Below are 25,782 nucleotides of genomic sequence, written 5' to 3' on the forward strand. Positions count from 1 at the left end.
TAACCTAACCTTCCAATGGGGGGATTAGAACACTGCCTGCACCTCTGGCCCTCGGCCAAACCTCAACCCGAAAAGTCATGTGCCCCGCCAGTTATGTCAAAGAAGACCACGGCACACAGCTGTGGTCTTTTCTTGTAGGGGGAAAAAGAGAAAAGGGCGCTAGCCCCTTGTGCTCTTCCGGGACAAGGTGCCTGTCCCTCTGTCCCACCCGGGACATGGTGCCCCCCTACTACTTCCCTTCTACTTCCCTTCTACTACTTCCCTTCTAATACTTCTACGACTTCTTTTAGTGTGTCTTTTGTTCCGACGTTGCCTGGGAAGACGACATAGGATGTGTGTGGGAATTTGCTTTCATCGCCTGTTTTCCAAACTGGTATACCTGGTGCGACTTGACCGGATACTTCTGCGCGCTTAACGGACAACCCGACTGTACCGATGCTAGAAGAGGTAATTCCACCTTTAGCAATAATGTATTTTGGCTTTACTTTTAAATCATGGACGATGCTTGTGACGGCGTCCGAAATTTTAACGGAAAGCTTCAACTCTTCTTCCGCACGTCCTTCACCTAAGTCTAAGCGCTCACGACGTGTGTAATAGACAACAGATTTTCCTGCTGTGATGAGCTCTTCACAAGTGGTGCGAACACGGGCCACTTCCTCTTGGAACTTCTCATCATCTAACACTAAGTGAACATCGAACTCAACTGGAGTGACGAGTCCGCTATCTAAAAGCGCATATAGTTGTTCTGTTGTCTTTTGCACGTGTGATCCAACTGCTACAAGACCGCCGTTTGTCGTTTCTTCCGTAATCAATTCATCTCTTGTTAACAACGGTTTGTCGGCAATACCACCGATGACCTTTGTTAGCGCAGCGGCACTACGGCAGATAAATGTCTTGCCTTCCTTCATTGCTTGAATGAACGCTGTCACAAACACTTCGACATCGACATAGTCAACGGCATTGACAACCACTTTATTAAAGTTTGTAACACCCATCAACTGTTCTTTAATCCCTGAAACATTCAAGGAGCGAAGATCTTCTAAGCGAATGTAAGTAGTACCTTCTTTTGTATATTCCCCATTTGTTTTCTCTTCCACCCATTCGCCTAAATGAGAGGATTTATAACCGAAAGTACGGTCTTTTGCGAATTCCGTTTCGCCCGCTGGAACCAGCTCTTCTCCGTATTGAACATAATGAACATTGTTAATGGTTATACGGCCGCCCTCTTTAAAAAACGGAATGATGATTTCGCCATCAAAAGAAACATCAGAAATGCTTTCAATTGTATTTTTCATTGTTACCGTTTCAAGCGGGTAATGCCCACGCAATGTGGAATCCCCACGGCTAATGATGACATACGGAATTCCTTCTTGCTGAGAAACCTCGTGAACACGACGTGCGATATCCTGGTGGACTTCAGTCGTTTCTTTAGCGGTAAAACTACGCGAATTCGTTAATAGGAAGAAAATGCTTTTGTCTTCGCGGAAGCCTTGCTCGATGCTTTCTTTTGTCCAATCGGTGTATACGGACACGCCGTGAACGGTTTGAACACCGGTTGGGTCATCATCAAGGACAACAATTTTATAGGTAAAATTCTTTCGCTCTTCTGCTAGGTTTGCTTGGACTTCTTGGCGATTGATGTCTTGAAGGTTTGCTAAAAGATCAGTTGCTTTTGCCATTTTATTGCTCCTTTCCACCGACTACTACATTTGCTAGTTTCTCATAATGTTGCACAATACTTGCATGATCCAACGCTTCTTTTCCATCCGCTTTTAAACTATGGAAGATTTCAAGCAATTGCGCGGATAATGGCAGTGGAACAGCTAGTTCATGCGCTGTGTTCATCACATTCGTCAAATCTTTCATATTGATATCAACGCGGCCACCGGCCTTGAAGTTGCGGTCAATGATCATTGGAATTTTCGCATCCATGACCGTGCTTCCTGCCAATCCACCACGGATCGCTTGGTACATTTTCCCGACATCAATTCCTGCTTTTTCAGCAAGCACAAGCGCTTCGGAAACAGCGGCAATATTTAAGTTTACGATGATTTGATTAGCTAGCTTCGCTGTTGTTCCACAGCCAGACTCCCCAACAAGCACAATGTCACTGCCCATATCAGCTAAGACGCCTTTTACATCTTCAAACACTTCTGCATTTCCACCAACCATAATCGCAAGCGTTCCATCGATTGCTTTTGGTTCTCCTCCACTTACTGGGGCATCAAGGAAATGAACGCCTTTTTCAGCAGCAAGGCTAGCCATTTCTTTTGATTCAACTGGGGAAACCGAACTCATGTCGATGACAACCAACCCTTCGCGCGCACCTTCCATCACTCCATTTTTACCGAAAACGGCTTGGTGCACATGCACGCCTTTAGGTAACATCGTGATGACGACATCACTTGCTAGTGCGACTTCTTTCCCGGACGATGCAGGATTCGCTCCCTCGCTTGCTAACGTATCAACAGCTGCTTGGTTTAAATCGAATACCGTAACTTCATTCCCATTTTTTAATAGGTTGCGTACCATCGGTGATCCCATAATTCCAAGTCCAATAAATCCAACACGTTTTTTCATACAATCTCCATCTCCATTCTAGTAGTCTCTAAGTTTGATAAAATTCTCGCAAATGACCATCCGTAATCCTTTGTTCGGATCTAGCAATTAAAAAGGAACACGAGTGGCATACTCTCCACTCGCCCCTATGATTCTAACAATCTTCCTTTTTACAATCCTGGTAAAATACCTGTAAACATGCTCAAAATATACACAGCTACGAGCGCTGTCACACCGGAGGCGAATCCACCGATCGACCATACTTTTAACGTTTCCGTCATGGATAAACGACCAAACTTACTTACTACCCAGAAACCAGAGTCGTTTGGTAAAGATAATCCAATTCCACCGGCACAGATCGCTAGTCCTAATAACACTGGTGATACGCCAAGTTCAACCGCCATCGGCCCCATGATCGCAGAAGTTGTGACAAGCGCAACCGTCGCTGAACCTAGGGATGCACGAAGGATTTGTGCGAACAAGAATGCTAAAAGTAAAGCTGGCATGCTTAAACCTTGCATTAAGTTAATGATTAAATCACCAATTCCTGTTTCTTGAACCACTTTCCCGAACGCTCCACCAGCACCTGTAATTAAAATAACCATTCCACTTTGATTGAATGCATCCGCAAAGATGGTTTTACTATCTTCTTGAATGTATGGCTTTAAAACAAACATCGCAACGATGACACTGATTAAGAGCGCAACGTTTTTATCTCCGATTGTAGAGAAAAACGTGTTAACGATATGGTCTGGATTTTCCTTGAATAGTAAGCCAACAACCGTGTTTGATAAAATCAATACAATCGGTAGCGCTAACATTCCAAATGAAAGGCCAGTTGAAATTTCTTTTCTGTTTGGATCTTTTACTTCTTCTAGGTCAACGACTTCGGAAGCATCAAGTCGACCTTCGTTTGTAATCTTCTTCCCGATAAACTTCCCATAGATTACCCCACCAACAAGTACAGCAGGAATGGCCACAAGTAAGCCGTAAAGGAAGAAAATTCCGATGTCTGAACCTGTTTGGTCTGCAACAACCAATGGTCCTGGGGTCGGGATGATTAAACTATGCGCAGTAATCAATCCAATGGCTAAAATCGTCACGAAAGTAGATAAAGAGATTTTTGTTTTTATGGATAAGTTTTGAATTAGTTTGTGTAAAATAATGAACGCTGCGTCAAAGAATACCGGAATCGAAACGGTGATTGACGTAGCAGCCATTGCGTAGGGTGACTTTTTTACCCCAAAGGCATGGAGCATACCGCTCGCGATTTTACTAATCGCACCGGATGAAGCTAGGAATTGACCAAAGATAATTCCAAGTCCAATCAAAATCCCAACACCGGTTAATGTACTACCAAAACCACCGGCCATAATGCCTGGGACTTCTTTAGCCGGAATACTTGTAACCAAGCCAAGTCCAAGGGCAATAATTAATAATGATATAAATGCATCCCACTTGAATTTAATAATAAGAACAAAAAGCAGGATTAAACTGACGACGAAGCCTACAATAAGGGCATTTCCTGTTAACATGTGGTGTTCCTCCTCGAAGTGTACGTTTTATAACGTTTTCATTTTTTATGTGTTTTCTCTAAGCTCTTTTCTCAAACTTTGTTGCTCTTGAATATAAATTAGGTTGGTTGAAGCTTTGTTTCACTACAGAATAGCCTTTAAATTATGAGAAAAGAGCGTGCAAACTTCCTATAACGTACAAAATAGCTTATCTTGCGTTAAAATCGGCTTTAGGTAGTAAAAATCGGCTTTAAGATTTTTACAATTTTAACAACAATCCTTACAAAAAGCCTTTCTCTATAGCGCTTCCATTTTATTGAAAGTTTTTATTTTTTCATGCGTGTAACCGCTAGTCGTGACTGATTAACCGCTTTCTTTATGTCGCTTCCACCGGCAATTTCTACGCGTGTATAAAGTGTATCAATTAGAGCTAGTTGTACTAAACGACTGATCATCGCATCTGAGCGATTTTCTGTTTCTTGTGCTTGCGTCAGCAATAAGATATCTGCCATTTTAGCGAGCGTTGTATTGGCATTTGAAGTAATAATGATGCATGTTGCCCCACTCTTTTTACTCATATCTACGACCTCAATAATGTTAACGGTTTCTCCTGAGTGCGAAATCGCAATCACAACATCTTCTTCAGTCATATGACTTGCATAAATCGCTTGATAGTGAGGATCTTTCACTGCAAGGGTTGTCCCGCCAATTCTCATGAATTTATGAGCACCATCTTCAGCAATCGTTCCTGAAAGTCCTTGCCCAAAGAAGAAGAGCCTAGCCGCTTTCGCAATTTTTTCCACAGCCTCTTCCATTTGATCGACATTCAACTTGTCTTTTGTCATCACCATCGCGCTTGAAAGTTGGTCAGCGATTTTTTCAAATACGACATCTGCTTTGTCTGCCTCTTTTATCTCATTCCCGTCGGAAGAGAAAGAAGGAACATTTCCAGCATGTTCTTGTGCGAGCGCTACCTTTAGTTCTTGGTAACTCGCATAGCCTAACTTTCGATACAAGCGGACGACACTGGGCTCACTAACATTGCTTAAATTTGAAAGTTCATTCATTGATAGTAAAAACGGTTTTTCGTGTTTCTCTAATTGCTCAATGATTTTTTTCTCAGAAGCTGTTAACGTTTCACTTTTATCATTCACACGTTCAAGAAAACTTGGCATGTGGTTCAACACCTCCTCGCTTCTGTAGTAATATTACTACATGAGTAGCGCTTTCACAAGTGTTTTTTCACATAAACTACATATTTTCGACAAGGAATCGACAAAAACCAGTTGTTTTCTTGTAGTTTTACCCATAATATTGAAAATAAAGTGTAGTTTACTTACACAAAACAAAGGAGAATTTTGTATGATTACTACAACGAAAGAATTGCTACAATCAGCAGAAGAAACCAATAGCGCGATTGCCGCTTTTAATTGTTACAATGCAGAGACTGTCCAGGCAGCGATTGCTGCAGGCGAAAAAGCAAATAAAGGCGTCATCATTGCTTACGGAGAGCGTTACCAAGATTATATGAACATTGAAGCATTTGCGGCGTTTACTTTAGAAGCGGCTCGTCAGGCCACTGTCCCTGTAGCGCTTCATCTTGATCACAGCTATCAATTGGAAACGGTTAAACGCGCGATTGCTTGTGGATTTTCATCTGTTATGTATGATGGCTCAGCTTTACCAATGGAAGAAAACGTAAAGACGACGAAGCATGTTGTTGAACTTGCTCACGCTGCGGGTGTATTTGTAGAAGCCGAAATCGGCTCGATGGCAAAAGGCGACTTTTCAGACGAAGAAGAAGGCGATGGCCGCCTAACCGACCCAGAGGAAGCAGCATGGTTCGTGCGCGAGACAAACGTGGACTTTTTAGCGGCTTCGATTGGAACCGTTCACGGAATGTACAAAGGGGAACCCAATCTGCAGTTGGAGTTGCTAGAGAAGATTGCCGACGCCATTCAAATTCCGCTTGTGCTCCATGGCGGCTCAGGCACACCAGAAGATCAAGTATTAAAAGCGATTGATCGCGGGATTCGTAAAATCAACGTTAATACCGAAATCTCTCTGGCAGCAGTAGAGGAAATCGCGAAACAAGTAAATGCGAACCCTCAAATTCACCTTAGTAATTTAATGACAGCAGCACAGGAAGTCATGACTGAGCGAATGGTTAAGATAATTGAGGTTTATAAAAATAATTGATTTCGGGACAAGGGGACAGGTCCCTTGTCCCACCCTGGCCATAACCCAACCCGAATAGCCCAAATGATGACAAAGAAGACCACGGCACAGCCGTGGTCTTTTCTTGTAGGGACAAAGGAAAAGTCCACTTATCCCTTTTGTGCTCTTCCCCTCTTCTGGGACAGGGTGCCTGTCCCCCTGTCCCGCCGCCCCTGTCCCGTTCTAATAGACCTGCAAAAAACATATCCTTTTTGTAAAACCTGTATGAAGGGGTGTTATGGGGATTGATGAAGGTTAAGGTTGGTTTGCGACCTGTTGTGAGTATGATTAATTTACCCACTGTTATTAAAACGGCTTTCCTTCCGGGTGATTCGATGGAAAGCTTATTTGTTGCCACCCAGGTGGGGGAAATTTTCTACATACGAAACGGAAGTGTAAGGACTTTTTTAGATATTCGTTCGCGGGTGATAGAGCTTGGTGCTTCTGGTGGCTATGATGAACGAGGGTTGCTGGGGCTCGCATTTCATCCTGAATTTTATGGTAACAGTCTGTTTTACCTTCATTATTCCGTAGCCGGAACACAAGGTCCAGGTGCACTTCCTGAGGATTTCACGCCGAACCCGTGTGATCCTGATACGTTAAACCTAAAGTGGAGAAACCGAGAAAGTGATTATGATCATATTGATACAGTAGAAGAATGGATGGTCCAAGCGAATGGTCAACCCCAAAAGCGCCGGACGCTCCTTAACTTAAGGCGCCCCTTTTTCAATCATAACGGGGTCAATAGTCTAAACTTTTCACCTGAGACGGGAAAACTGGTCGTGACCACCGGGGATGGTGGGTCTGGCTTTGATCCATTTAACTTAGCTCAGAACGATTTAGAAATCGCTGGTAAAATCATTGAAATCGATGTCAGTAAAAATACAGCCATCCCTCAGCCACCGATTGTGACCCGTTTTAATGAACTTCCGAGAGCCATTCAGGAAACGCTCACGGTCATGGCCAAAGGCGTTCGCAACATCCCGGGAATTTCATTTCAAAAGTTTTATCACCAGTATTTAAAATATACCGGAAATGTCGGTCAGGCATTGGTCGAATCGATTTACTCATTTGGGTTTTATAACCCACTACCTGTTACTCAGCTTGTTCAAGCTGCTTCATTGAATTCCAATCTTGTTCAACATGGATTAATTAACCTTGGCTGGCGAGGATGGGAGGGTGATTTTCCAACCCCGGTAGTCAATAGCTGCAATGAAAATTCAAATTTGGATGAAAAAACTGTGGTATTTTACAACGAAGCAGTTACACTATCAGGTAGCCGTCTTCACCCATTAACTAATTATTTTCATAGCGACCCCAGACCTGATAAGTTTACCGGAACTGCTCTGACTGGCGTGCAAGCCTATAGCGGGAATAGAATCCCCGGTCTAAACGGAAGCGTTCTGTTTACCGATCTTGCCAGGAAAGGTTCTGAACCTCAGCGAGGGGCTTTAGCTTATACCACGGTAAGACCTAATGGCATACCAAATGATTTTAATGTAATCGAAACCGATTATGATTTTGGAACGCAATCCGCCTATTATGTTAGTTTGGGAGCGAATCTCAATCAAACAAAGTTATTTTTAGGGGTTTATGGGTCGATGAGAGTAACGGATTTCAACAAAGGTACGGTGTTTGAAGTGGTTCCATGAAGGGATTGATTGATTTCAGTGAACAGTTTCAGGTACACCGTAGTAAAAACGAACGATTCCTTACGTGATAATGGGCTTCAATTTTTTAAAAAAGAATAAAGCAATCTCAATCCATACCAAACTATAAAAAAAAGAAAATGCAAAAATACCTGCTGCAGCTAGGAACGAAAAAGGCCCAGATACTGCTGGACCAAGTACTGGAAAGTGGAATAGATATAGGAGACTTAGGATTCCGACAGTTAAAAGGCTGGCGCCCATTATCATAATGCTTAACTTCTTTTTAAGAAAAGAAAAACCAGCCCCGATTCCTACCCCTAACAGCCCTGTTGTAAATGGAAAGATGAATAGTTCACTTGGAACCAGAATGAAAAGCAATAGGATGGTGAGAAAGTAAGAAAGCACTCCCATCCTAGGGGAAAACATTGCACTAATTAAAATCGGTAATGTGGCAAAGGGGCTGATAAAATAGCCAATACCAGGTAAATAACCACCGGCCGCTTGAAGAACAGCAGCCATACAAGCAAGAAAAGATCCCAAAACAAGCCTCTTCCCTTTTGTCTGCTTACTAAACTCAACTTGTGCCAATCGAATATCATCTGAAACACGCTTAAAAAAGAACACCAGACCACCTCAACGGGACACAGGGACAGGTTCACTGTCCCAGTTGCGCCAAAAATTTGAAATAGAGCCCTCTGTGCCCCTTCAATCCGGGGCAAGCGATTTTCTTCCCAAGCCTTTCATCTTTCAACTTATGCATAACAGAACATCCTATTCCAAATCTATCAGAAATAGAACGATATTTTGTTTTGAGAGACCGTGCACGCAGTCCAATCCCTTTTTGTATCGATACGGATTATCTTGCAAGGCACACATTTAAGCTATCCTTAACTGGGACAAGGAACCTGTCCCTCCATTCTTCTAGAATACTTTTCCCAAACTCTACTAATCAAACGTTTGATCAAAAACGACTTCGTATAACAAGCCTTCCAGGACTTCACCCCGAAGTTAATAAAATAACCGGTGAGGCTGTCTCACCGGTTTTGCTATTCTATAATAAGAAACTGAACCTGTCCGGTACTTTCTCCCTATACACCTGGGACAAGGAACCTGTCCCCTTGTCCCACACCTCTTTCTAAGTTATAGTAATACCGATACGTATATAAGAAAAATATAACCTTTGTATAAGGTGGTGTGGGATTGTACAACATTAAGGCTGTTTCTAAAATGGTGGATATGCCAACGGTGACGATTCGTTCTTGGGAACAGCGTTATAGGGCTGTTGTTCCGGAGCGAACGGAGTCGGGTCACCGGGTCTATACTGAAGCTCAAGTAAAGGACTTAAAATGGTTAAAAAAACAAGTTCAGGAAAATGGGATTGCCGTTAGTCAGGCTGTGAAAATGCTACAGTCGAAGAAGAGCGAAGAATCTTTGCCTGGTAAACAGGCTGGACTTGAACAGGACCAACAATTCGAAACCCAAATTAACGAGTTGTTTCGAGCAGTAAGGATGATGGACGGCAATCAATGCAATTTTTTATTAGATCTCTATTTTTCACAATTTCATTATAAGACAGTGTTTTTCTCGATTATTGTCCCGCTCATGTACAGAGTTGGCGATGCTTGGGAAAAAGGCGAGCTGCACGTTGCCAAAGAACATATGATTAGCAATCTGATTTTACAGCGAGCGATGACGTTTTTTCATTTGTTCCGCACATCCGACAACTTGCCAAACGTGATGGCAATCTGCCCTGAAGGAGAACACCATCAACTTGGTTTAATCCTTTTCACCTTGTCATTACGTGAGCAAAATTATCCGGTCTGTTATATCGGCGCAGATACACCGCTCGACGGACTCAGTGACTTGATTAATGAAAAAGAGATCGAGATTGTTGCCATCTCAACCTCCCGTGAGAGCGATGAAAAGATCATTTCTCAATATATAGAAACATTAACAGCTGAAAATCCAAACCTGAAATTTATCGTGGGCGGATTGGCCTTAAATGAAAGCAAAGCCACCCCACCAAGGTGGGACATCTCCCCTACCGATCAAAATTGGCTACAAACATTGTCTCCTGTTTTAAGCAGAACCTAGTTGGATGAACTAGGTTCTTTTGTTTGCCTCAAATCCACAAAAGTTATATATTAATTATACAATAATTATACAAATAACTAAGGAAGTGAATCCATGTTTCTGGCTTGGAATGAAATTAAAAACAATAAACTCCGGTTTATGTTGATTATCGGAGTATTAACCTTAGTTTCGTACCTAGTATTCTTTTTATCAGGATTGGCAAATGGGTTAGAAAACTTGAATAAAGAAGCTGTTGTGAAATGGGATGCAGACGGGATTATTTTAACAGAGGAATCGGATGTCAATCTCCCGCAATCGAGCTTGAAACTGGAAGATTATGACGGTCAAGGCGCCGACGAATATGCTGTCTTAGGGCAAATGAATGCCATTGCCACCTCTGGAGAACTGAAGTCCAATGTTTCTATTTTCGGGATCAAAGAAGAGGAATTTATTATGCCCGACGTCACCGAAGGCACAGCTTTTACAGCTACTGGGGAAGTGATTGCCGATGATTCATTAAAAGAGGAAGGGTTCCAAATTGGCGATGAATTACAGCTATCAGCAACAGACGAAACGTTGACGATTACCGGTTTTACCGAGGATGCTAAGTTCAACGCCGCACCTGTATTATACGGAAGTCTTGAAACGTTAAAACAGTTACGTATGAATGATACAGTGAATGGCTTTGTCATCCGCACTGATAACATCCAGGACGTGACCGTTAATGAGGAACTGCAAGTCATTCCGACGCAAAGCTTTATTGAAAACATGCCTGGGTACTCCGAACAGAGCTTGACTTTAACGTTTATGATTTATTTCTTGTTTATCATTTCCGCTGTCATTCTAGCCATCTTCCTATATGTTTTAACCATCCAGAAGATTAGTATTTTCGGAGTGATGAAGGCGCAGGGAATTTCAAGCGGCTATCTGGCCAAATCGGTCGTCGCACAGACCTTTTTATTAGCTTTAGCTGGGGTCATCATTGGCCTTGTGCTGACCATTACAACTGGTTTCTTTTTACCAGCTGCTGTTCCTGTCGCGTTTAACTATCTTGATCTATTCGTTTATGGAATGGTGCTCGTCGCCGTTTCCGTGCTAGGGGCATTATTCTCGGTCCAAACGATTGTAAAAATTGATCCTTTAAAAGCGATAGGAGGTTAAACCATGGCATTGATTCAACTTAAGAACATCAATAAGGTTTTCCCTTCAGGAAAGACCGAAATCGAAGCATTAAAACCAACGAATTTTACCGGAGAAGCTGGAGAGCTGATTGCGATTATCGGTCCCTCCGGTTCAGGGAAAAGTACCTTTTTAACGATTGCCGGTGGTCTTCAAGCACCTAGTAACGGAGAAGTCATCATTAACGGAAAAGACATTACTCGCTTAAAAGAGAAACAGCGTGCCAAAATCCGCCTAGAGGAAATCGGCTTTGTGCTTCAATCTTCTAATCTCGTTCCGTTTTTATCCGTTAAGCAACAAATGCACTTACTGGATCAAGTTAAAAAGAACAATCTCTCACCTGAAAAGCGGGAACAAGTCTATCATTCTTTGGGCATCCAAGATTTGATGACTAGCTTCCCATCCGAGTTGTCTGGTGGACAGCGCCAGCGCGTTGCTATTGCCAAAGCTTTGTATACCGATCCAAGCATTATTTTAGCAGATGAACCGACCGCTTCGCTCGATTCTGACCGTGCCTTTGAAGTGATGGAAATGCTGCGAAAAGTAACCACGGATAACAATAAAACAACCATTGTCGTCACCCACGATACCCGCCTGATTGATTATTGCGACAAGGTGTACCGCATTACTGATGGAAGATTACAAGAAGAAATGGCAAGCTTACCATCATAAAAACAACGTTTGGCTTGTATATACAAAGGGAATAGAGGAATAGAAAGATGCTAGATTTGCAGAGGGCACCTTAGAAATTTGCAGGCATTTAGGGAATTTTTTTAACAGAGGGGATGGCTAAAAAATTTAGGAGGGAATGGATGTTACTTCTAAAAGACCATGAATTGCTCAACGCCTACAAGAAAGCAGTAGAGATGAACTTAGAAGAGGACTTCCTCAAGTTATTAGCCACTGAGTTAAAACGGAGAAGAATTGAATTTTCACTGGAGCGTCGTGAACTTACATTTGTGTCGAAATAAGAAGGAAGCACAGCGATTGTGCTTCCTTTTTTTGTTAGTTTCACTACGACATGACAAGCGGGGGTTTCCCCCACGTTTACGCCAGCACCCGCTACTATATAACGGTGGTGGGCCAATGTTCAACTAGGACCCCTCCCCTGCTTGGTCTTGGGACACGGTGCCTGTCCCTCTGTCCCACCCCGATTACGCCAGCACCCACTAATATATAGCGGTGGTGAGCCAGAGGCTCAACCAGGATCCACCCCTTTGCTTGGGCCTGGGACACAGTGCCTGTTCCCGCCTCCTAGGAATAATTGATTTGGCCCTTTTTGGGACTAGGTGCCTGTCCCTCTGTCCCTACTCTGTCGAAACTTCCATGTTTCTCTTGAACGAGGAGAAGGGCTAGTCCGCCGATCATGCTGGGAATGGCGAATGCCATGAATGCCTGTTGTGGCGCGAGTTTGGTTGCCAGTAGGAGGCCGATGATGAGAGGAGCCATGATCGCTCCGATTCGACCGATGCCGACTGTTACACTAAGGCCTGTTGTGCGGATTTCCCGCGGGTAAAATTCCGAAATATATGGATTCACGAGGTTTTGCGTACCGCCGGTGCAGGCACCGCCGATGGCGATTAATACGTACAACAACAGCGCATTGGTCGTTACACTTAAAGACACAAAGCAGAAAGCTCCGATTAGAAACATGTACATAAGCACTTTTCGATGCCCCAATCGTTCCACCAAGTACCCCCCTAGCAATGAACCGCCAATTTGGCCAACCCCCAGTACTAAACTAAAAGATAAACTGGAAGAGATCCCATATCCTGAGCCCTGCATGATTTTAGGAAGCCATGTATTGAGGCCATAGATCATTAAAAGACAGCTGAACACGACTGCCCAAAATGCCAGCGTACTGACGGCACGATTGTCGGAAAACAGTTTTTTGGCAGGAAAGCCTTTTGTGTTCTCCTTCACACTAGCATATTCAAAATCGTCTGTTGCCTGATAATTCCCTTTAGGATTGATTTTGTTCAGGATCCCAGCAATCTTTTCACCTTGATTCCGGAGAATGTGAAAAGACAGCGATTCTGGGAAGTATTTTAGGAAAAACGGCAGAGTAAAGAGCGGGATAATCCCGATCCAATATAAAAATCTCCATCCCAGGCTTTCCATTAGGTACATTCCTATGAGTGAAGCCAGGATTGCCCCGATGGAGTAGCCGGTATACATGGCCGCGACAATCAGCGCCCGGTTTTTTTTAGGCGAATATTCGGTCATTACCGCAATGACAGCTGGCATTAAGCCACCCATTCCCAGAGCGGCAATAAAACGCATAATCGTAAAAGTGAGCGCATTTGGTGCGAGCCCAGCTAAAAGGGAAAAGACACTGAATATCCCCATGCAAATGGCTAAGATTCTTTTGCGACCAATAACATCGGCAAGCGAACCAAGCAGAAAGGAACCAAGCATCATCCCAATCAGCGTATAACTGCCAATAGCACCCGCTTCTACAACAGTTAAATGAAAATCCTCCATCATCATCGGCAACCCGATGCCGTACAGGGCAATATCATACCCATCAAAAGCAATGGCGTAAAAGCACCATAGAAAAACTACTAGATGGAATCTATTAAACTTACTATCCGCGATCACCTGAGAGGTTTGAACAACACGCATTGGCTTCCTCCTTACCTTGCTTGTATTCTTAAAGTTTTTATTTCCAGACATCCTTAGAGATTTCTACAACATGCTGAAGCTTCGCCCATTGCTGTTCCTCTGTTAGCAAGTTTCCTTCTTCGGTAGAGGCAAACCCGCATTGAGGACTGAGAGCCAGCTGGTTCAAATCAACATATTGTGATGCTTCTTCAATTCTCTTTTTAATTACATCTTTATTTTCCAGTTCGCCGAATTTTGAAGTAACAAGGCCTAAAACAATGCTTAAATCAGGTCTGTTTACAAAGCGAAGCGGTTCAAAGCCGCCTGCGCGATCATTGTCATATTCGAGGAAGAAGCCGTCGATATTTAAGTGCCCGAATAATTGTTCCGCAACCGGTTCGTAACCACCAGAAGAAATCCAAGTGGAGCGGAAATTCCCGCGGCAGATATGCATCGTAATCTTTAAATCATCTGGACGGTCCGCTACCGCTTTGTTCAGTGTATCCAGGTACATTTTAATTAAATAATCAGGATTCAATCCTTTGGCGCGAAGTTGTTGTTTTTGTTCTTCAGAACATAAATAAGCCCAGGCTGTATCATCAAGCTGCAGGTAACGGCAACCAGCATCGTAAAAAGCTTGAATACCTTTTTTATAGGTCTGTGCTAAATCATTGAAGAATTCTTCTTCATCTTGATAGACGGACTGATCAATCTCTCCGCGAAAATGGAGCATGCTCGGACTTGGAATCGTGAATTTAGCTGTATGATCACCGGCTGCTTGCTGTAGAAACTTAAAATCTTCCAGCATCGGATGATTTTCAAAATCTAGTTTGCTAGTGACTTTAATCGCGCGAGATTTTGTTTGTTTTTGCTGGAATTGAATTCCGTTCCCTGTCCAATAGCCCTCCACACCGACCAAGTTTTCAAGGAAGTCAAAATGCCACCAGGCTCTGCGGAATTCGCCATCCGTCACCGCTTGGAGACCCACTTCTTTCTGTTTCTCCACAATTCTTGAAATTTCAGCATCTTCAACCTGACGAAGCTGAGCTGCAGAGATTTTCCCTTCCACCCTTTGCAAGCGTGCATCCTTAATTGCATCTGATCGTAATAGACTTCCAACCTGATCGGCACGGAAAATTGATTGACTTACTGTTTTCATAAAAATCCCTCTTTCCTTTATGTAAATGCTATTGTTGTATCCTACCATGAATAAAGAGTTATAGCGTAACTGATAAAAGCAATAAGTCGTTATAGTTAAAAACTATAACGGTGGGACAAGGTGCCTGTCCCAGATACCAGAGTTCTCTATAGGTCTGAGACAAGGGACCTGCCCCCCCCTGTCCCTTTTGAATTAAAAAAGGTTGGAGAAACTCTCGCTGGTCAATATCCAATAGTTGCGGGAATCGATACATAAACAGAAAATACACTACCTTTATGAATCATACGGAAGGGTGATTATAGAGGGGGGTAAAGAGGAGCTCAAAGCCGGTGACATTCACCGAGGTATCGAAATCAAGTTTTGAAAAATGCTATAATTAGTTTTCTATAATAAAATAGAAGAAAATACGATAAAAAGGGAATGAGAGCTTCAAACAATGAAATCGAATGAAAAAAGCAAATTGAGAGATCAAATTCACCAACTTGTCGTTGATAAGAGGTTCCAGCAGATTTTGATTGGGATTATTCTATTAAATGGAATCATTATCGTCGCGGAAACCTATTTCATTGGAAATCGTCTATTACTCACGCTAGATTTAGTGATTGTTTGGATTTTTGTCGCGGAGCTGATTCTTAAAATCACCGGTTTAGGCTTCAAAGGCTACTTTTCTGATCGATGGAATATTTTTGATTTCTTAATTGTTGGCGCAAGCCTACTCTTTTATACCACGCCTTTTGTGAGTGTATTGCGATTAATACGGGTATTGCGGTTATTAAGAATGATTCCCGCCATACCGGCCTTACGGAAAATAATCGACTCCTTAATGAAATCCATTCCTGCTTTAACAGGAATTCTCGGTTTATCGATGTTGATTTTCTCCATTTACGCGATTATCGGAACTACATTCTTTAGTGAAGTCCTTCCAGCTGAATTTTTTGGAAGCTTCCATACCTCCCTGTTCACTTTATTACAAGTCGTCACCTTTGAATCGTGGGCTAGTCAGGTTGCACGACCCGTAATGGATGCAATCCCCTGGTCATGGGCTTATTTCGTTTCCTTTATCATCATTGGCTCCCTCGTCATCCTAAACCTTGTTGTAGCCGTAATCTTAAGCTATTTGGGCCAAGAAGACGAAGACAATCGGGACGAACAAATGCAGCAACTATTCAAAGAAAATCAAGAACTAAAGAAGGACATTCAAGACATTAAAGAATTACTACTTAAAATGAAATAAAGAAGGGACACAGGGACAGGTTCTACTGTCCCGCCCCTGCTCTTATTAAATTCTTTCATAAGGTTTGCTTATCTTTAATGAGACATGATTATAGCTATATCGCACAAAACCGGTTGGGGCAACCCAACCGGTTTTGGTTTCTCTGCGAGGGAAAGAGAGACAGGTTCATCACTGACCCAAGTTTCCAGTCCACCTTTGGGACAAGGTGCCTGTCCCTGTGTCCCACTATCGGAGGAGTTGGGTTAGGTGGGTTCGCTGGTGGTCTGGGATGATGAAGTGGATGCCGTACTGGAATTGGTCATTTGGTAATTCATCATTCCATAGGACTACACCGGCAACTTGGACGTCTTCCTTTAATTTTTCTGGCTTAAAAGAATAAATCATCTCTTGACCAACGATTAATTTTAGATTGGATTGAATCCTCAAACCTCCGGGGCCAATGTTTTCGATAAGTACGTTTGTTTCTTCGTCCTTTTCTTTTCTGTCAAGATAGTCGATTAAGATTATTTCCGCTTGGAATGGGGTATTTACCGGAATACGATAGGTATTTTTCTCATCATTTATCATTTCCTTTTGAATGGGGCTAATCTGTCCCTTTTTCAAGACTAGCTCAAAATCTTGAACCGAACATGGCCTGCCAAATAGATAGCCTTGCAATTGATTGCAATTTAGTTCTTGTAAATACTGCAGCTCTTCCACAGTCTCTATTCCTTCTGCAATCACATTAATATGTAGATTATGACCGATTTCAATCAAAGCAGAAGTAATGACGGCATTTTCAGGCTTCCACGAGATATCATGAATAAAGGAACGATCAATTTTTATTCCATCTAATCGAAAGGAATTCAAATAAGAAAGCGAAGAATGTCCATTTCCAAAATGATCAATATAGACTTTAATTCCTAACTCTTTTAATTCTTCTAAGGACTCAATAATAAAATGTTCGTTTTTCATTAAAGAGGTTTCAGAAATCTCAAAGGCTAGCAAGCTTCCATCCAATTGATAATAATCCAACAACTCCCTCACCTCATGGGTAAAATCTTGTTGTGAAAGTTGCTGTGCACCGATATTAATACTAATCGGAATGAGCGGAATCCCCTTTTCTCTCCATAAAACAAACTGTCCACAGATTTGTCTTATTACCCATTTACCAATTGGAATGATAAGACCTGTTTCTTCTGCTAGTTTGATAAAATGAGAAGGAGTCACGATTCCCAACTCAGGGTGATCCCATCTGATGAGTGCCTCGGCACTGACAACCTTATACGTTTTTGCATCCACTACAGGCTGATAATAAATCATAAATTGTTCCCCTAATAACGCTCGACGTAGGTTTAGCGTTTGCCTAGCTCCATTCTCCTTAGCAGTGATAAAATCATTAGAAATCACTATTCTCTCCCCCAGCAATCAAAGTTGTTTTCAATTGTAATGATTTCTAGGTTAGTCAAAATGAACGACAATCATTACTTAACTTTTAAAACCACACTCTCTATACCTATTTATTAACGGCAATTTCCCAAAGAACTTTCACTTTTTACCCGAATTTTAAATAGTATGACCATTTAAAAGCATGCTCCTTCTTTTCTCGCAAAGACACGACTTTTCACTAAACTTTTTTAAAAATAAACCGATGAAATAAATAAAGACTAGTTTAAAATTTTTATGGCAACATAGAGGTGTAGAAGTGAACAATCTACTTAAATATAGTGTTAGTATAATCATTCTACTTGCTGGAATTTTGATAGATATCCGGGGCCTGCCAGTAGAGGAAAAAGCAGTTGCTACACCGTATCAGAAGGAGAAAATCGCGGAAGAAATCCAATTAGATGTACCATTAATCAACCAGATGGATGCACCGAGATTATATAATGGCTGCGAAGTAACGAGCTTAGCCATGATGCTTCAATTTTGGAAGATTGAAGTGACTAAGAATGAACTGGCAGAACAAATCCCTCGAGTGCCCTTACAATACAAGGATGGCAAATATGGAAATCCGAATAAAGGCTTTGTCGGCAATATGGAAGATGGACCAGGATTAGGCGTTTACCATGGCCCGATTTTTCAATTGGCACAATCCTATCTGAACAAAGACCTCAAGATAATCGATTTAACAAATCACCCTTTTGAAACTCTTATCGAAAAAGTGAGTCAAGGGTTGCCTGTTTGGGTCATTACTACGACGAACTCAACTCCTGTCTCGACCATTCAATCATGGTTAACACCACAAGGACCCGTTGACATTACCTACAATATGCATAGCGTTGTGATTACTGGCTATGATCAAGGAAACATTTATATAAATGATCCCTATGGCACTAAAAATAAAAAAATAAATAAAACAAGTTTTATCAACGCTTGGCAGCAAATGGGTTCCCAGGCAATTGTGATTGAGCCTGCCAAACGATGAAAACGAGCAAAACTCCTTCTAAAATAAACCCCAAAAAACAGAGTGAGATGAGAAACTCACTCTGTTTTTGATTCCGTCAATCCCCCGTCCTATGCGTACGGAGACAGGCTTTTCATAATCTTTTGCACATAGTTTTGGGTCTCTTTAAAGGGTGGAATCCCATTATGCTTATCGACATTTCCAGGCCCGGCATTATAGGCCGCCAAGGCTAAGGGAACCTTTTCGTACCGGTCCAGCATTTGCTTAAGATAACGAACCCCGCCATCAATATTCTGCTTGATATCAAAGGAATTGCTAACACCCAATGATTTAGCTGTCGCTGGCATGAGCTGCATTAACCCCTGCGCTCCAGCATGAGACTCAGCCCGCGGATTAAAGCCGCTTTCCGCATCGATAATCGAACGAATCAATGCAACCGGAACCCCGTACTGTTCGGAAGCCTCCCGAATCGTAGCATGAATCTCCATCATGCTTGATTGATTTCCACTGGTCAGGTTCAAATTGAGTGGTAGTGTTCGGGCTATGGACGCTGCTTGTGGTGCAGGTGAACTGGGTGTCAATGAGGGGTCTCCTCCCGAAGTTTTTGGGTTTTCTAAAAGACTCCGAAAGATTTCAAAAAAAACCGGCTCATTCGCTATATTAGGAATAAGTTGCTCAATCAGTCGAGGATTTTTTTGGATGGCATCCGCCAAGAAAGAGGTTCCAGCCCCAATTGGAGGTAGATTCAAAGTTTCACACCTTCTTCAAATGATTTCTTTTTTTATTTTACTAAAAACCTAGTAACGAAAAATTCTTGTTTCACTCTCCTTGAACTAAGTACCGTATTAGCAAATTAGCCTCACTAACACGGCATATCTATTATATATATATCGGTAAGATCTCCCTTTTATTTAGTCCTTTATCATGATAACCCGTAAATCCGTTTAACCCATTTTTCGCCTCAATAAAAGTAACCGTTGATGAGGGCACCAACGGTTATTTTAAAATCCGAGTATTTATTTAACTGTAACAGTGGTACTAGCAATAACCATTTGTCCATTAACCATCCCGCGGAACTCTACGAAAACTTCCCCTTTGTTCCAGTCAAAATCTTCACGGTTAAATTTAAACATTCCTTGAGCTGCTTGCTGCACTGAACCTTTTCCTTTATCAACAGCTGCCACTCCATTTAAAGTCGCACTTGAAAGGTCCAAGTCAGCTTCTAAACCATCAGGTAAAGTTACCCTTGCAGTAAACACACCTTTATTTATTTTAATGATGCCTGGAGTGATTTCCAAGTCTCCTAGAATGTAGACAGCAAATGTCTTTTCTACTGTTGTTTCCCATCCAGCGTTGTCTGTTACGGTTACTTGGATGTTGTACTCGCCAGGTTGGTCGACCGGAATCGTATCCCCTTTTGTAACAACTTCCCCATTAACCGTTACTTTTTCAACAGCAACCCCTGAAAGTGTATCGTTTGCTTCGTAAGCAATCGTTAGGTTTGTTCCTAGAGCATATTGTTCTTCAAGATCCCAAGACAATTGAGGAGCCGTTTTATCGATTTTTACTTCAGCTGTTTTGGCCTCTTCGACGTTTCCAGCGTGATCAATGCTGTAGAAGGATACATTGTGGATTCCTTCTTCACTTACCTCAAAGCTCGTCCCTTCAACGAATTCAGAACCATTTACAGAGTAATACGTTTTCGCCACGCCACTGAGGTCATCCGTTGCGGTTAATTCAACGGTAAACGCCTCTGTTAGCCAGCCTTCCTTCACGTTGGATTCCGTTTCTGGAGCGGCTTTATCAATCTTTACTTCTACTATTTTAGCTTCTTCTTCGTTGCCCGCGTTATCGACACTGTAAAACTTCACTTCGTGCACGCCTACTTCTGCTAACTCGAAGCTTGTTCCTTCAACATATTCTCCATTGTTGATAGAGTAGTAGGTTTTCGCTACGCCACTGAGGTCATCCGTTGCTGTTAATTCTACGGTGAAGGCTTGGTTTAACCAGGCATCCGTTACATTTGAAGTCGTTTCTGGTACTGTTTTATCAATTTTCACTTCAACCGTTTTTACTTCTTCTACATTTCCCGATTTATCGATGCTGTAGAAGTAAACCTTGTGAATACCTTCATCTGTGATGGTAAATTCAGTACCTTCTACAGAACCCTTGCCATTAATAGAATAGAACGTTTTGTCTACTCCACTTTTATCATCAGTTGCTGTCAACTGAACAGTGAAATCGTCATTAATCCACTCATCACTAACATTAGAGGTTGTAACTGGAGGGGTTGTATCAAGGTCTTCCACTGTAACGGTTACAGTTGTGGATTCTGTTCCCTCTAATCCTGACTCGCTAACAGGTACAATTTCATACTCGTGATTGCCTGTTTCAAGATCTTCTAATGTAAAAGCTGTATCGACTGTATTTCCAACCGGTATGCGTTCACCATCAACAATTTCATAGACATTATAGGAGTCTGCTCCTTGAACAGGTTCCCAAGAGAGCTTGATAGAGTCTCCTTCAATTACCGCAACTGGAGCTACTGGCGCTTCCAGATCTGGTTCAATAGTAGCTGTTACCTCATTCGAATACGATGAATCCCCATATTTACTAATCGCTTGGACCACGTATACATATTTGCCTTCGGCCATGTCTCTAAACTGTGTACGTGTATTAGGCGTATTGACGATAAATTCATATTCTCCATTCACTATTCGATACACATTATAAGAAGTTGCGTATTCTACTTCATCCCACCATAATGCAATTGACTTATAATCTTGGTTAACGGCTGCTTGAAGATTTTGTGGTGCTTTTATTTCAGGAAAAACAACTTCTGCTTCAACATGGGAAGCAAGCGCAGATTCACCAAAGCGATCACTATAGGAGGTAATTTCATACTCATATGGACCCTCAGACAAATTAGCAATCGATAGGAAGGTGTTGACCGTATCCCCAACTAATATTCGCTCCCCATCAACCACTTGATAAACCTTATATCCAACTGCATAATCAGATTTATTCCATTTCAAATAAATGTTGTTAACATTTAAAACATAGCTTTCAACACCTGAAGGCGGCTGCATTTCTGGATGAACTAGCTCATACTCTATTCGTGCTGTAGGAGACTCACCAAAACGGCTGCTATACACACTTACTTCATAGACATAATTTCCCTCAGGCAAGTTATCAAACGAAATTTGGCGGTTCGGCGTGTGTTTTAGTAAAACCTTTTCACCATTGATAACCTGATAAACCTTATAAGTATCAACAAAATCAGCCTTATCCCAAGTTAATGTTCCATCATTTCCATTTAAAATAGAAAGAGTAAGATTAGTTGGTGCGTTCATTTTAGGATAAGAGATAGGAAAGGTAACTTGTGCGGCCGTTTTGGATTCTTTTTTATATGCAAGACTATAGGATGTTACTTCAAATACCTGGTCACCTTCTGGCACATTACTAAAAACAATATTCAAATTGCTTGTGGAGGCAACGACCTCTCGATTTCCATTTACTACTTTATAAATATTATATTTATTTGCATATTTTGCACTTTGCCATGTAAGTGCTACATCACTACCATTCTGAATGGTGTAAGTTAAATTAGTCGGTGGTAGCATTTCTGGATAAACGATTGTTGCCTCAATTTGCGAAGCCTCTTTCGATTCACCAAACCGAGTACTATAGGAGGTCACTTCATACAAAAAATCCCCTTCCGGTAATGATGTAAGGGTAAAATTTGTGTTCGGTGTTGTTGTAACTAACTCTCTTTTTCCATTCACTACCTTATAGATTTTATAGTAGCTCACATACTCAGAAGCATTCCAGCTTAAGGTTAAATCATAGAACCTTTCGACAGAGGCCTTTAAATTACTAGGTGGAAGCATTTCTGGGAATTTAATCTCCAATGTGAATGGGGATGAAAGTTGAGATTCTGTTCCATTCGCGATGGCAGAAACCGCAAAAGTATAGGTTCCTTCTTGGACGTTTATAAACGCTTTGTTACTTGTCACCTGGGTTAAAAAAGTTTTTGTTTCCCCATCTAATTTATAAACCTTATAACTTGCCACAGATGGAACAGCATCCCACTCTAATGCGACATTTCCAGGATAGCGCTCATATCCTCGTACATTGGTGGGTGCTTGCAATTCAGCAGCAAAGGCACCAATAATCGGGAATAAGAGCTGTACCACTAATAAAATACTCAGAAACAATGAAAACTTGCTAGTTCTTTTCAAAGAAACAGCCTCCCTTTACATAACTTTGTTTAAACTAAAAGGGATCTAAGAATCCTAGATTCCGATCCCTCTCTTTTTATTCTATTGATTAACGAAGTAACTGAAGGACAGCTTGAGGCTGTTGGTTTGCTTGTGCAAGCATTGATTGAGCTGCTTGAGATAGAATGTTATTCTTTGTAAAGGCCATCATTTCTTTTGCCATATCTACGTCACGAATACGAGACTCTGCAGCTGTTAAGTTCTCGGCTGTTGTGCTTAAGCTGTTCGTAGTGAATTGTAAACGGTTTTGGACTGCCCCCATTTTAGAACGCTCAGCAGAAACCGTTTCAATCGCAGAATTAATCTTAGAAATTGCTTTATTGGCACTATCTTGTGATGAGATATCAATTCCACCAACTTTAAGAGTATCACCATCTGTTAGTCCAACTGTAGCAGCAAATACTTTAGTACCGTCTGCACCTTTGAAAGTGACTCCATCTGTATCTAAGCGAGCTACTACATCTCCATTTACATCTTCTAGAACTCCATCCGTACCATTAAATGTGTAAGTTCCTGCTTCAAGTCCAGTATTTGTAAATTCAGCAGTAGCTTTGACAGCAGTTGTATTAGCCGTACCTGTTGTACCATCATAAGTTACCGTTCCAGATGTAACAGCTTGACTAAAAGTAAATGAGTCATCCCCTGTTCCACCATCAAACGCTTTAGTAGTATAAGTTAAACCACCGTCCGTACTTGTTGCAACAACTTTTCCGTTATCATCTTTCATATCATGATTACCAGCAGCATTTTCGGAAACGCTGTAGGCGCCCGCAACTAGAGAATCACCTGTTGTACCTGTTCCAGCCGTATAAGCAGAAGTAACCTCTAACTTGACCCCTCCTGTTACACCTAAGCTAAATGATTGGGCATCCCCAAGCTTGACACTAATATTTTGGTTTTCATTTGCACCAATTTGGAATGTGGCATCTAAAGAACCATTTAACAGTTTTTTTCCGTTAAACTCAGTAGAAGATCCAATACGTGCAACCTCTTCTGCAAGAGCATCAATTTCACCTTGAAGCTTTTCACGATCAGAAGTGGTGTTCGTATCATTTGCAGACTGAACAGACAGTTCACGCATACGCTGTAGAATTGAATGTGTCTCATTTAATGCACCTTCAGCTGTTTGAAGCATAGAAACACCATCTTGTGCGTTTTTCTGTGCCATTTCAAGACCGCGGATTTGCCCACGCATTTTTTCAGAGATGGCTAGACCTGCTGCATCATCTGCTGCCTTGTTAATCCGTTGACCTGAAGACAACTTCTCCATTGATGATGAAGTACCATTTGCTGCTGTATTCATCATTCGGTACGTATTGAGTGCTGGGATATTGTTGTTGATAATCATGTAAATCTACCTCCGTGTAATAAGAATTTTGTATTTTGAAAGAGAACCAAATCCGTTTGGAACTACCTTTCACTATTAATATCGGAGCTGTGTCCGAAAAGTTTAATAGATTCTAAAACTTTTTTTAGGCTCTGTTAAACGTCGCTGTTGAGTTCAGCTCCAATCAATGTGTGAAAAATCAACAATGTATAGGAACACAGCCTATAAATAGCTCAATTTGGGTTCTTTCCTGCATGAAGTCATTAAAAATCTTCTTTATCTCACCTCACATTCAGTAAGGAGGCTTGATCCTAATTAGCCTGCTAGCAAAAGTAAAAATAAGCGGAATTTCCCCCTCTATTGTTGTTAAGTGTCAAAGAAGATAGGAAGGAATAACAAAAAGAGCAGGGCAATTCCAATCTGATTGCCCTGCTTTTTCACCTAAAAAAAGAGACCATAGCCACAGGTCCCCTCAAATTTCATCACTTCTTTATCTTCAAAAGCTCACTCAAATCCAATTCACTAGTCGTCGCCAATTTATTCTCTTCCTGGATTTCTAAATAAATTTCCTTCCGATGAATCGCAATATGCCTTGGCGCAGTGATTCCCAATTTGACCGTGTCGCCTTCAATCGCTGTAATCGTAATCTCGATGTGATCATCGATCACGATTGATTCGCCTTTTTTCCTACCAAGCACTAGCATTTGTTACACCTGCCCTACTGTAGCCTTTTGATTATTATTGAACAAAGGCTGCTTAATCATGTAGTCACGGTTGTCCAGAACGATTTGCATCCCAACCTGCTTCGGATAGTTGATGACTAGCGGTGCTTTTAAATTGGTTGTCGCCTGCTTCAGCTCTCCCTGAACCGTCACCGTGGTTAGCACAATCACATCATCAGGACTTCCAATCTCCAGCTTCTCAACAACGGAATCATCTAAATTCACATCATACTTAGCAAAAAAAGCAAACGCATCAAGCAGCAAGAAACTAACTTCAGCTGTTTCAACGGATTGCAGAAAGAAGAATGGGGATTCACCTGTTTCATCTGCAGGCAGCAAAATGTATTGTTTATCTTCATCAAATCCTGGAATCCCCTTAAGAAAGGTAATCAAGCGGCTTTCATCCACTTCGATTTCCCTAAAACGAACCGTTTGAATCTTCATAAAATGCCCCTCTTTTCATCTCTACTAAAAAACACACGGCGATAGCATTCCCCATCTAAACGTGTGTTTTACTTTTAACCTTAATGATCTCCTTTTCGTCGCTGACGAATTTGATAAAAATTCAATTGTTGAAATAAGGTAGAAGCCGTTTCCTGGTCGATTTCAAACTCCACACCGTACTCGGTATAATTCAGCTTAATCGACTTACGAACTATCACCCCTTTAATGAGAAAAGAGCGTTCTAAAATCGTAAATCGGCACTCTACCTTTTCATGCATGAAAAATTGGGCTTCTGAAACAAAACTCATGCCCCCAACACTGATATTATCAATCTTAATCCGCGTAAACGCTCCTCCTTCAATGGAAATTTCTCCATTGATCAAATGGTCAAATGCGACCCGAAAAAATTCACGACGATTGTCACTCATTCCGCTT

22 protein-coding genes are annotated in these 25,782 nt (G+C 41.7%); 8 read left to right on the forward strand and 14 right to left on the reverse strand.

What is annotated here, in order from left to right; genetic code table 11:
- Positions 1-254: 254 nt before the first annotated feature.
- The 4 genes from LG336_RS24970 to LG336_RS24985 form a co-directional block, all read right to left on the reverse strand.
- Positions 255-1,679, reverse strand: coding sequence for a four-carbon acid sugar kinase family protein (locus LG336_RS24970; RefSeq protein ID WP_404330173.1), 1,425 nt, complete (start codon positions 1,677-1,679; stop codon positions 255-257).
- A gap of 1 nt (position 1,680) precedes the next feature.
- Positions 1,681-2,580 (reverse strand): 2-hydroxy-3-oxopropionate reductase, encoded by a 900-nt coding sequence (gene garR / locus LG336_RS24975; RefSeq protein ID WP_404330174.1) that lies wholly within the window; start codon positions 2,578-2,580, stop codon positions 1,681-1,683.
- 149 nt (positions 2,581-2,729) lie between these two features.
- Positions 2,730-4,094 carry a GntP family permease gene (locus LG336_RS24980; RefSeq protein ID WP_404330175.1) on the reverse strand — a complete coding sequence of 455 codons (1,365 nt, stop codon included), beginning with the start codon at positions 4,092-4,094 and terminating at the stop codon, positions 2,730-2,732.
- 305 nt (positions 4,095-4,399) lie between these two features.
- Complete coding sequence (locus LG336_RS24985; protein ID WP_404330176.1) at positions 4,400-5,248, reverse strand: MurR/RpiR family transcriptional regulator; 849 nt, start codon at positions 5,246-5,248, stop codon at positions 4,400-4,402.
- Between the two features lie 187 nt (positions 5,249-5,435).
- Here LG336_RS24985 and LG336_RS24990 point away from each other — a divergent pair, with 187 nt between their 5' ends.
- Together LG336_RS24990 and LG336_RS24995 are read left to right on the forward strand one after the other, a co-directional pair.
- Entirely contained in the window at positions 5,436-6,272 is an 837-nt protein-coding gene (locus tag LG336_RS24990) for a ketose-bisphosphate aldolase (protein WP_404330177.1), read from the forward strand.
- A gap of 263 nt (positions 6,273-6,535) precedes the next feature.
- Positions 6,536-7,942 carry a PQQ-dependent sugar dehydrogenase gene (locus LG336_RS24995; protein ID WP_404330178.1) on the forward strand — a complete coding sequence of 469 codons (1,407 nt, stop codon included), beginning with the start codon at positions 6,536-6,538 and terminating at the stop codon, positions 7,940-7,942.
- Between the two features lie 60 nt (positions 7,943-8,002).
- Here the strand turns inward: LG336_RS24995 and LG336_RS25000 are convergent, their stop codons facing one another.
- A complete protein-coding gene (locus LG336_RS25000; RefSeq protein WP_404330179.1) occupies positions 8,003-8,563 on the reverse strand; it encodes a hypothetical protein in 561 nt (186 codons plus the stop codon).
- 576 nt (positions 8,564-9,139) lie between these two features.
- On the opposite strand from LG336_RS25000, the gene LG336_RS25005 reads away from it, so the two are divergent.
- From LG336_RS25005 to sda, 4 genes are all read left to right on the forward strand, one after another.
- Positions 9,140-10,033: a MerR family transcriptional regulator gene (locus LG336_RS25005; protein WP_404330180.1), complete on the forward strand. Its 894-nt coding sequence runs from the start codon at positions 9,140-9,142 to the stop codon at positions 10,031-10,033.
- Positions 10,034-10,126: 93 nt separating this feature from the next.
- Positions 10,127-11,173 carry an ABC transporter permease gene (locus tag LG336_RS25010; RefSeq protein WP_404330181.1) on the forward strand — a complete coding sequence of 349 codons (1,047 nt, stop codon included), beginning with the start codon at positions 10,127-10,129 and terminating at the stop codon, positions 11,171-11,173.
- 3 nt (positions 11,174-11,176) lie between these two features.
- A complete protein-coding gene (locus LG336_RS25015; protein WP_404330182.1) occupies positions 11,177-11,863 on the forward strand; it encodes an ABC transporter ATP-binding protein in 687 nt (228 codons plus the stop codon).
- A gap of 140 nt (positions 11,864-12,003) precedes the next feature.
- A complete protein-coding gene (gene sda, locus LG336_RS25020; protein ID WP_404330183.1) occupies positions 12,004-12,162 on the forward strand; it encodes a sporulation histidine kinase inhibitor Sda in 159 nt (52 codons plus the stop codon).
- A 283-nt stretch (positions 12,163-12,445) separates the two neighbouring features.
- On the opposite strand, the gene LG336_RS25025 is transcribed toward sda, so the two are convergent.
- Entirely contained in the window at positions 12,446-13,816 is a 1,371-nt protein-coding gene (locus tag LG336_RS25025) for an MFS transporter (protein WP_404330184.1), read from the reverse strand.
- 37 nt (positions 13,817-13,853) lie between these two features.
- Complete coding sequence (locus tag LG336_RS25030) at positions 13,854-14,954, reverse strand: 5-methyltetrahydropteroyltriglutamate--homocysteine S-methyltransferase (protein WP_404330185.1); 1,101 nt, start codon at positions 14,952-14,954, stop codon at positions 13,854-13,856.
- Between the two features lie 436 nt (positions 14,955-15,390).
- Between LG336_RS25030 and LG336_RS25035 the strand changes: the two genes are divergently transcribed.
- The gene (locus LG336_RS25035) at positions 15,391-16,188 is read left to right on the forward strand and encodes an ion transporter (RefSeq protein ID WP_404330186.1); all 798 of its coding nucleotides are present in this window, start codon (positions 15,391-15,393) and stop codon (positions 16,186-16,188) included.
- Between the two features lie 225 nt (positions 16,189-16,413).
- On the opposite strand, the gene LG336_RS25040 is transcribed toward LG336_RS25035, so the two are convergent.
- A complete protein-coding gene (locus tag LG336_RS25040) occupies positions 16,414-17,577 on the reverse strand; it encodes an EAL domain-containing protein (protein ID WP_404330187.1) in 1,164 nt (387 codons plus the stop codon).
- Positions 17,578-17,872: 295 nt separating this feature from the next.
- On the opposite strand from LG336_RS25040, the gene LG336_RS25045 reads away from it, so the two are divergent.
- Complete coding sequence (locus tag LG336_RS25045) at positions 17,873-18,595, forward strand: C39 family peptidase (RefSeq protein WP_404330188.1); 723 nt, start codon at positions 17,873-17,875, stop codon at positions 18,593-18,595.
- Positions 18,596-18,684: 89 nt separating this feature from the next.
- On the opposite strand, the gene LG336_RS25050 is transcribed toward LG336_RS25045, so the two are convergent.
- From LG336_RS25050 to LG336_RS25075, 6 genes are all read right to left on the reverse strand, one after another.
- Complete coding sequence (locus tag LG336_RS25050) at positions 18,685-19,155, reverse strand: lytic transglycosylase domain-containing protein (RefSeq protein ID WP_404330189.1); 471 nt, start codon at positions 19,153-19,155, stop codon at positions 18,685-18,687.
- A 435-nt stretch (positions 19,156-19,590) separates the two neighbouring features.
- Entirely contained in the window at positions 19,591-22,815 is a 3,225-nt protein-coding gene (locus LG336_RS25055; RefSeq protein WP_404330190.1) for an OmpL47-type beta-barrel domain-containing protein, read from the reverse strand.
- Between the two features lie 88 nt (positions 22,816-22,903).
- A complete protein-coding gene (locus LG336_RS25060; protein WP_404330191.1) occupies positions 22,904-24,202 on the reverse strand; it encodes a flagellin in 1,299 nt (432 codons plus the stop codon).
- 461 nt (positions 24,203-24,663) lie between these two features.
- Positions 24,664-24,885, reverse strand: a complete 222-nt coding sequence (csrA, locus tag LG336_RS25065; RefSeq protein WP_404330192.1) for a carbon storage regulator CsrA — start codon at positions 24,883-24,885, stop codon at positions 24,664-24,666.
- A 3-nt stretch (positions 24,886-24,888) separates the two neighbouring features.
- Positions 24,889-25,347 carry a flagellar assembly protein FliW gene (gene fliW / locus LG336_RS25070; RefSeq protein WP_404330193.1) on the reverse strand — a complete coding sequence of 153 codons (459 nt, stop codon included), beginning with the start codon at positions 25,345-25,347 and terminating at the stop codon, positions 24,889-24,891.
- An 80-nt stretch (positions 25,348-25,427) separates the two neighbouring features.
- Entirely contained in the window at positions 25,428-25,775 is a 348-nt protein-coding gene (locus tag LG336_RS25075; protein WP_404330194.1) for a PilZ domain-containing protein, read from the reverse strand.
- Between the last annotated feature and the right edge of the window lie 7 nt (positions 25,776-25,782).

Origin of the sequence: Mesobacillus maritimus (genome assembly GCF_044803185.1) — a bacterium.
Taxonomy (GTDB): Bacteria; Bacillota; Bacilli; order Bacillales; family Cytobacillaceae; genus Mesobacillus_B; species Mesobacillus_B maritimus_B.

What these genes read in the sequence shown, in the direction of transcription:
- csrA (WP_404330192.1), bottom strand. Translation starts at nt 24,885, where the DNA reads ATGCTAGTGCTTGGTAGGAAAAAAGGCGAATCAATCGTGATCGATGAT.
- LG336_RS24990 (WP_404330177.1), top strand. Translation starts at nt 5,436, where the DNA reads ATGATTACTACAACGAAAGAATTGCTACAATCAGCAGAAGAAACCAAT.
- sda (WP_404330183.1), top strand. Translation starts at nt 12,004, where the DNA reads ATGTTACTTCTAAAAGACCATGAATTGCTCAACGCCTACAAGAAAGCA.
- LG336_RS25015 (WP_404330182.1), top strand. Translation starts at nt 11,177, where the DNA reads ATGGCATTGATTCAACTTAAGAACATCAATAAGGTTTTCCCTTCAGGA.
- fliW (WP_404330193.1), bottom strand. Translation starts at nt 25,347, where the DNA reads ATGAAGATTCAAACGGTTCGTTTTAGGGAAATCGAAGTGGATGAAAGC.
- LG336_RS24985 (WP_404330176.1), bottom strand. Translation starts at nt 5,248, where the DNA reads ATGCCAAGTTTTCTTGAACGTGTGAATGATAAAAGTGAAACGTTAACA.
- LG336_RS25075 (WP_404330194.1), bottom strand. Translation starts at nt 25,775, where the DNA reads ATGAGTGACAATCGTCGTGAATTTTTTCGGGTCGCATTTGACCATTTG.
- LG336_RS24970 (WP_404330173.1), bottom strand. Translation starts at nt 1,679, where the DNA reads ATGGCAAAAGCAACTGATCTTTTAGCAAACCTTCAAGACATCAATCGC.
- LG336_RS25035 (WP_404330186.1), top strand. Translation starts at nt 15,391, where the DNA reads ATGAAATCGAATGAAAAAAGCAAATTGAGAGATCAAATTCACCAACTT.
- LG336_RS25060 (WP_404330191.1), bottom strand. Translation starts at nt 24,202, where the DNA reads ATGATTATCAACAACAATATCCCAGCACTCAATACGTACCGAATGATG.
- LG336_RS24980 (WP_404330175.1), bottom strand. Translation starts at nt 4,094, where the DNA reads ATGTTAACAGGAAATGCCCTTATTGTAGGCTTCGTCGTCAGTTTAATC.
- garR (WP_404330174.1), bottom strand. Translation starts at nt 2,580, where the DNA reads ATGAAAAAACGTGTTGGATTTATTGGACTTGGAATTATGGGATCACCG.
- LG336_RS25025 (WP_404330184.1), bottom strand. Translation starts at nt 13,816, where the DNA reads ATGCGTGTTGTTCAAACCTCTCAGGTGATCGCGGATAGTAAGTTTAAT.
- LG336_RS25010 (WP_404330181.1), top strand. Translation starts at nt 10,127, where the DNA reads ATGTTTCTGGCTTGGAATGAAATTAAAAACAATAAACTCCGGTTTATG.
- LG336_RS25030 (WP_404330185.1), bottom strand. Translation starts at nt 14,954, where the DNA reads ATGAAAACAGTAAGTCAATCAATTTTCCGTGCCGATCAGGTTGGAAGT.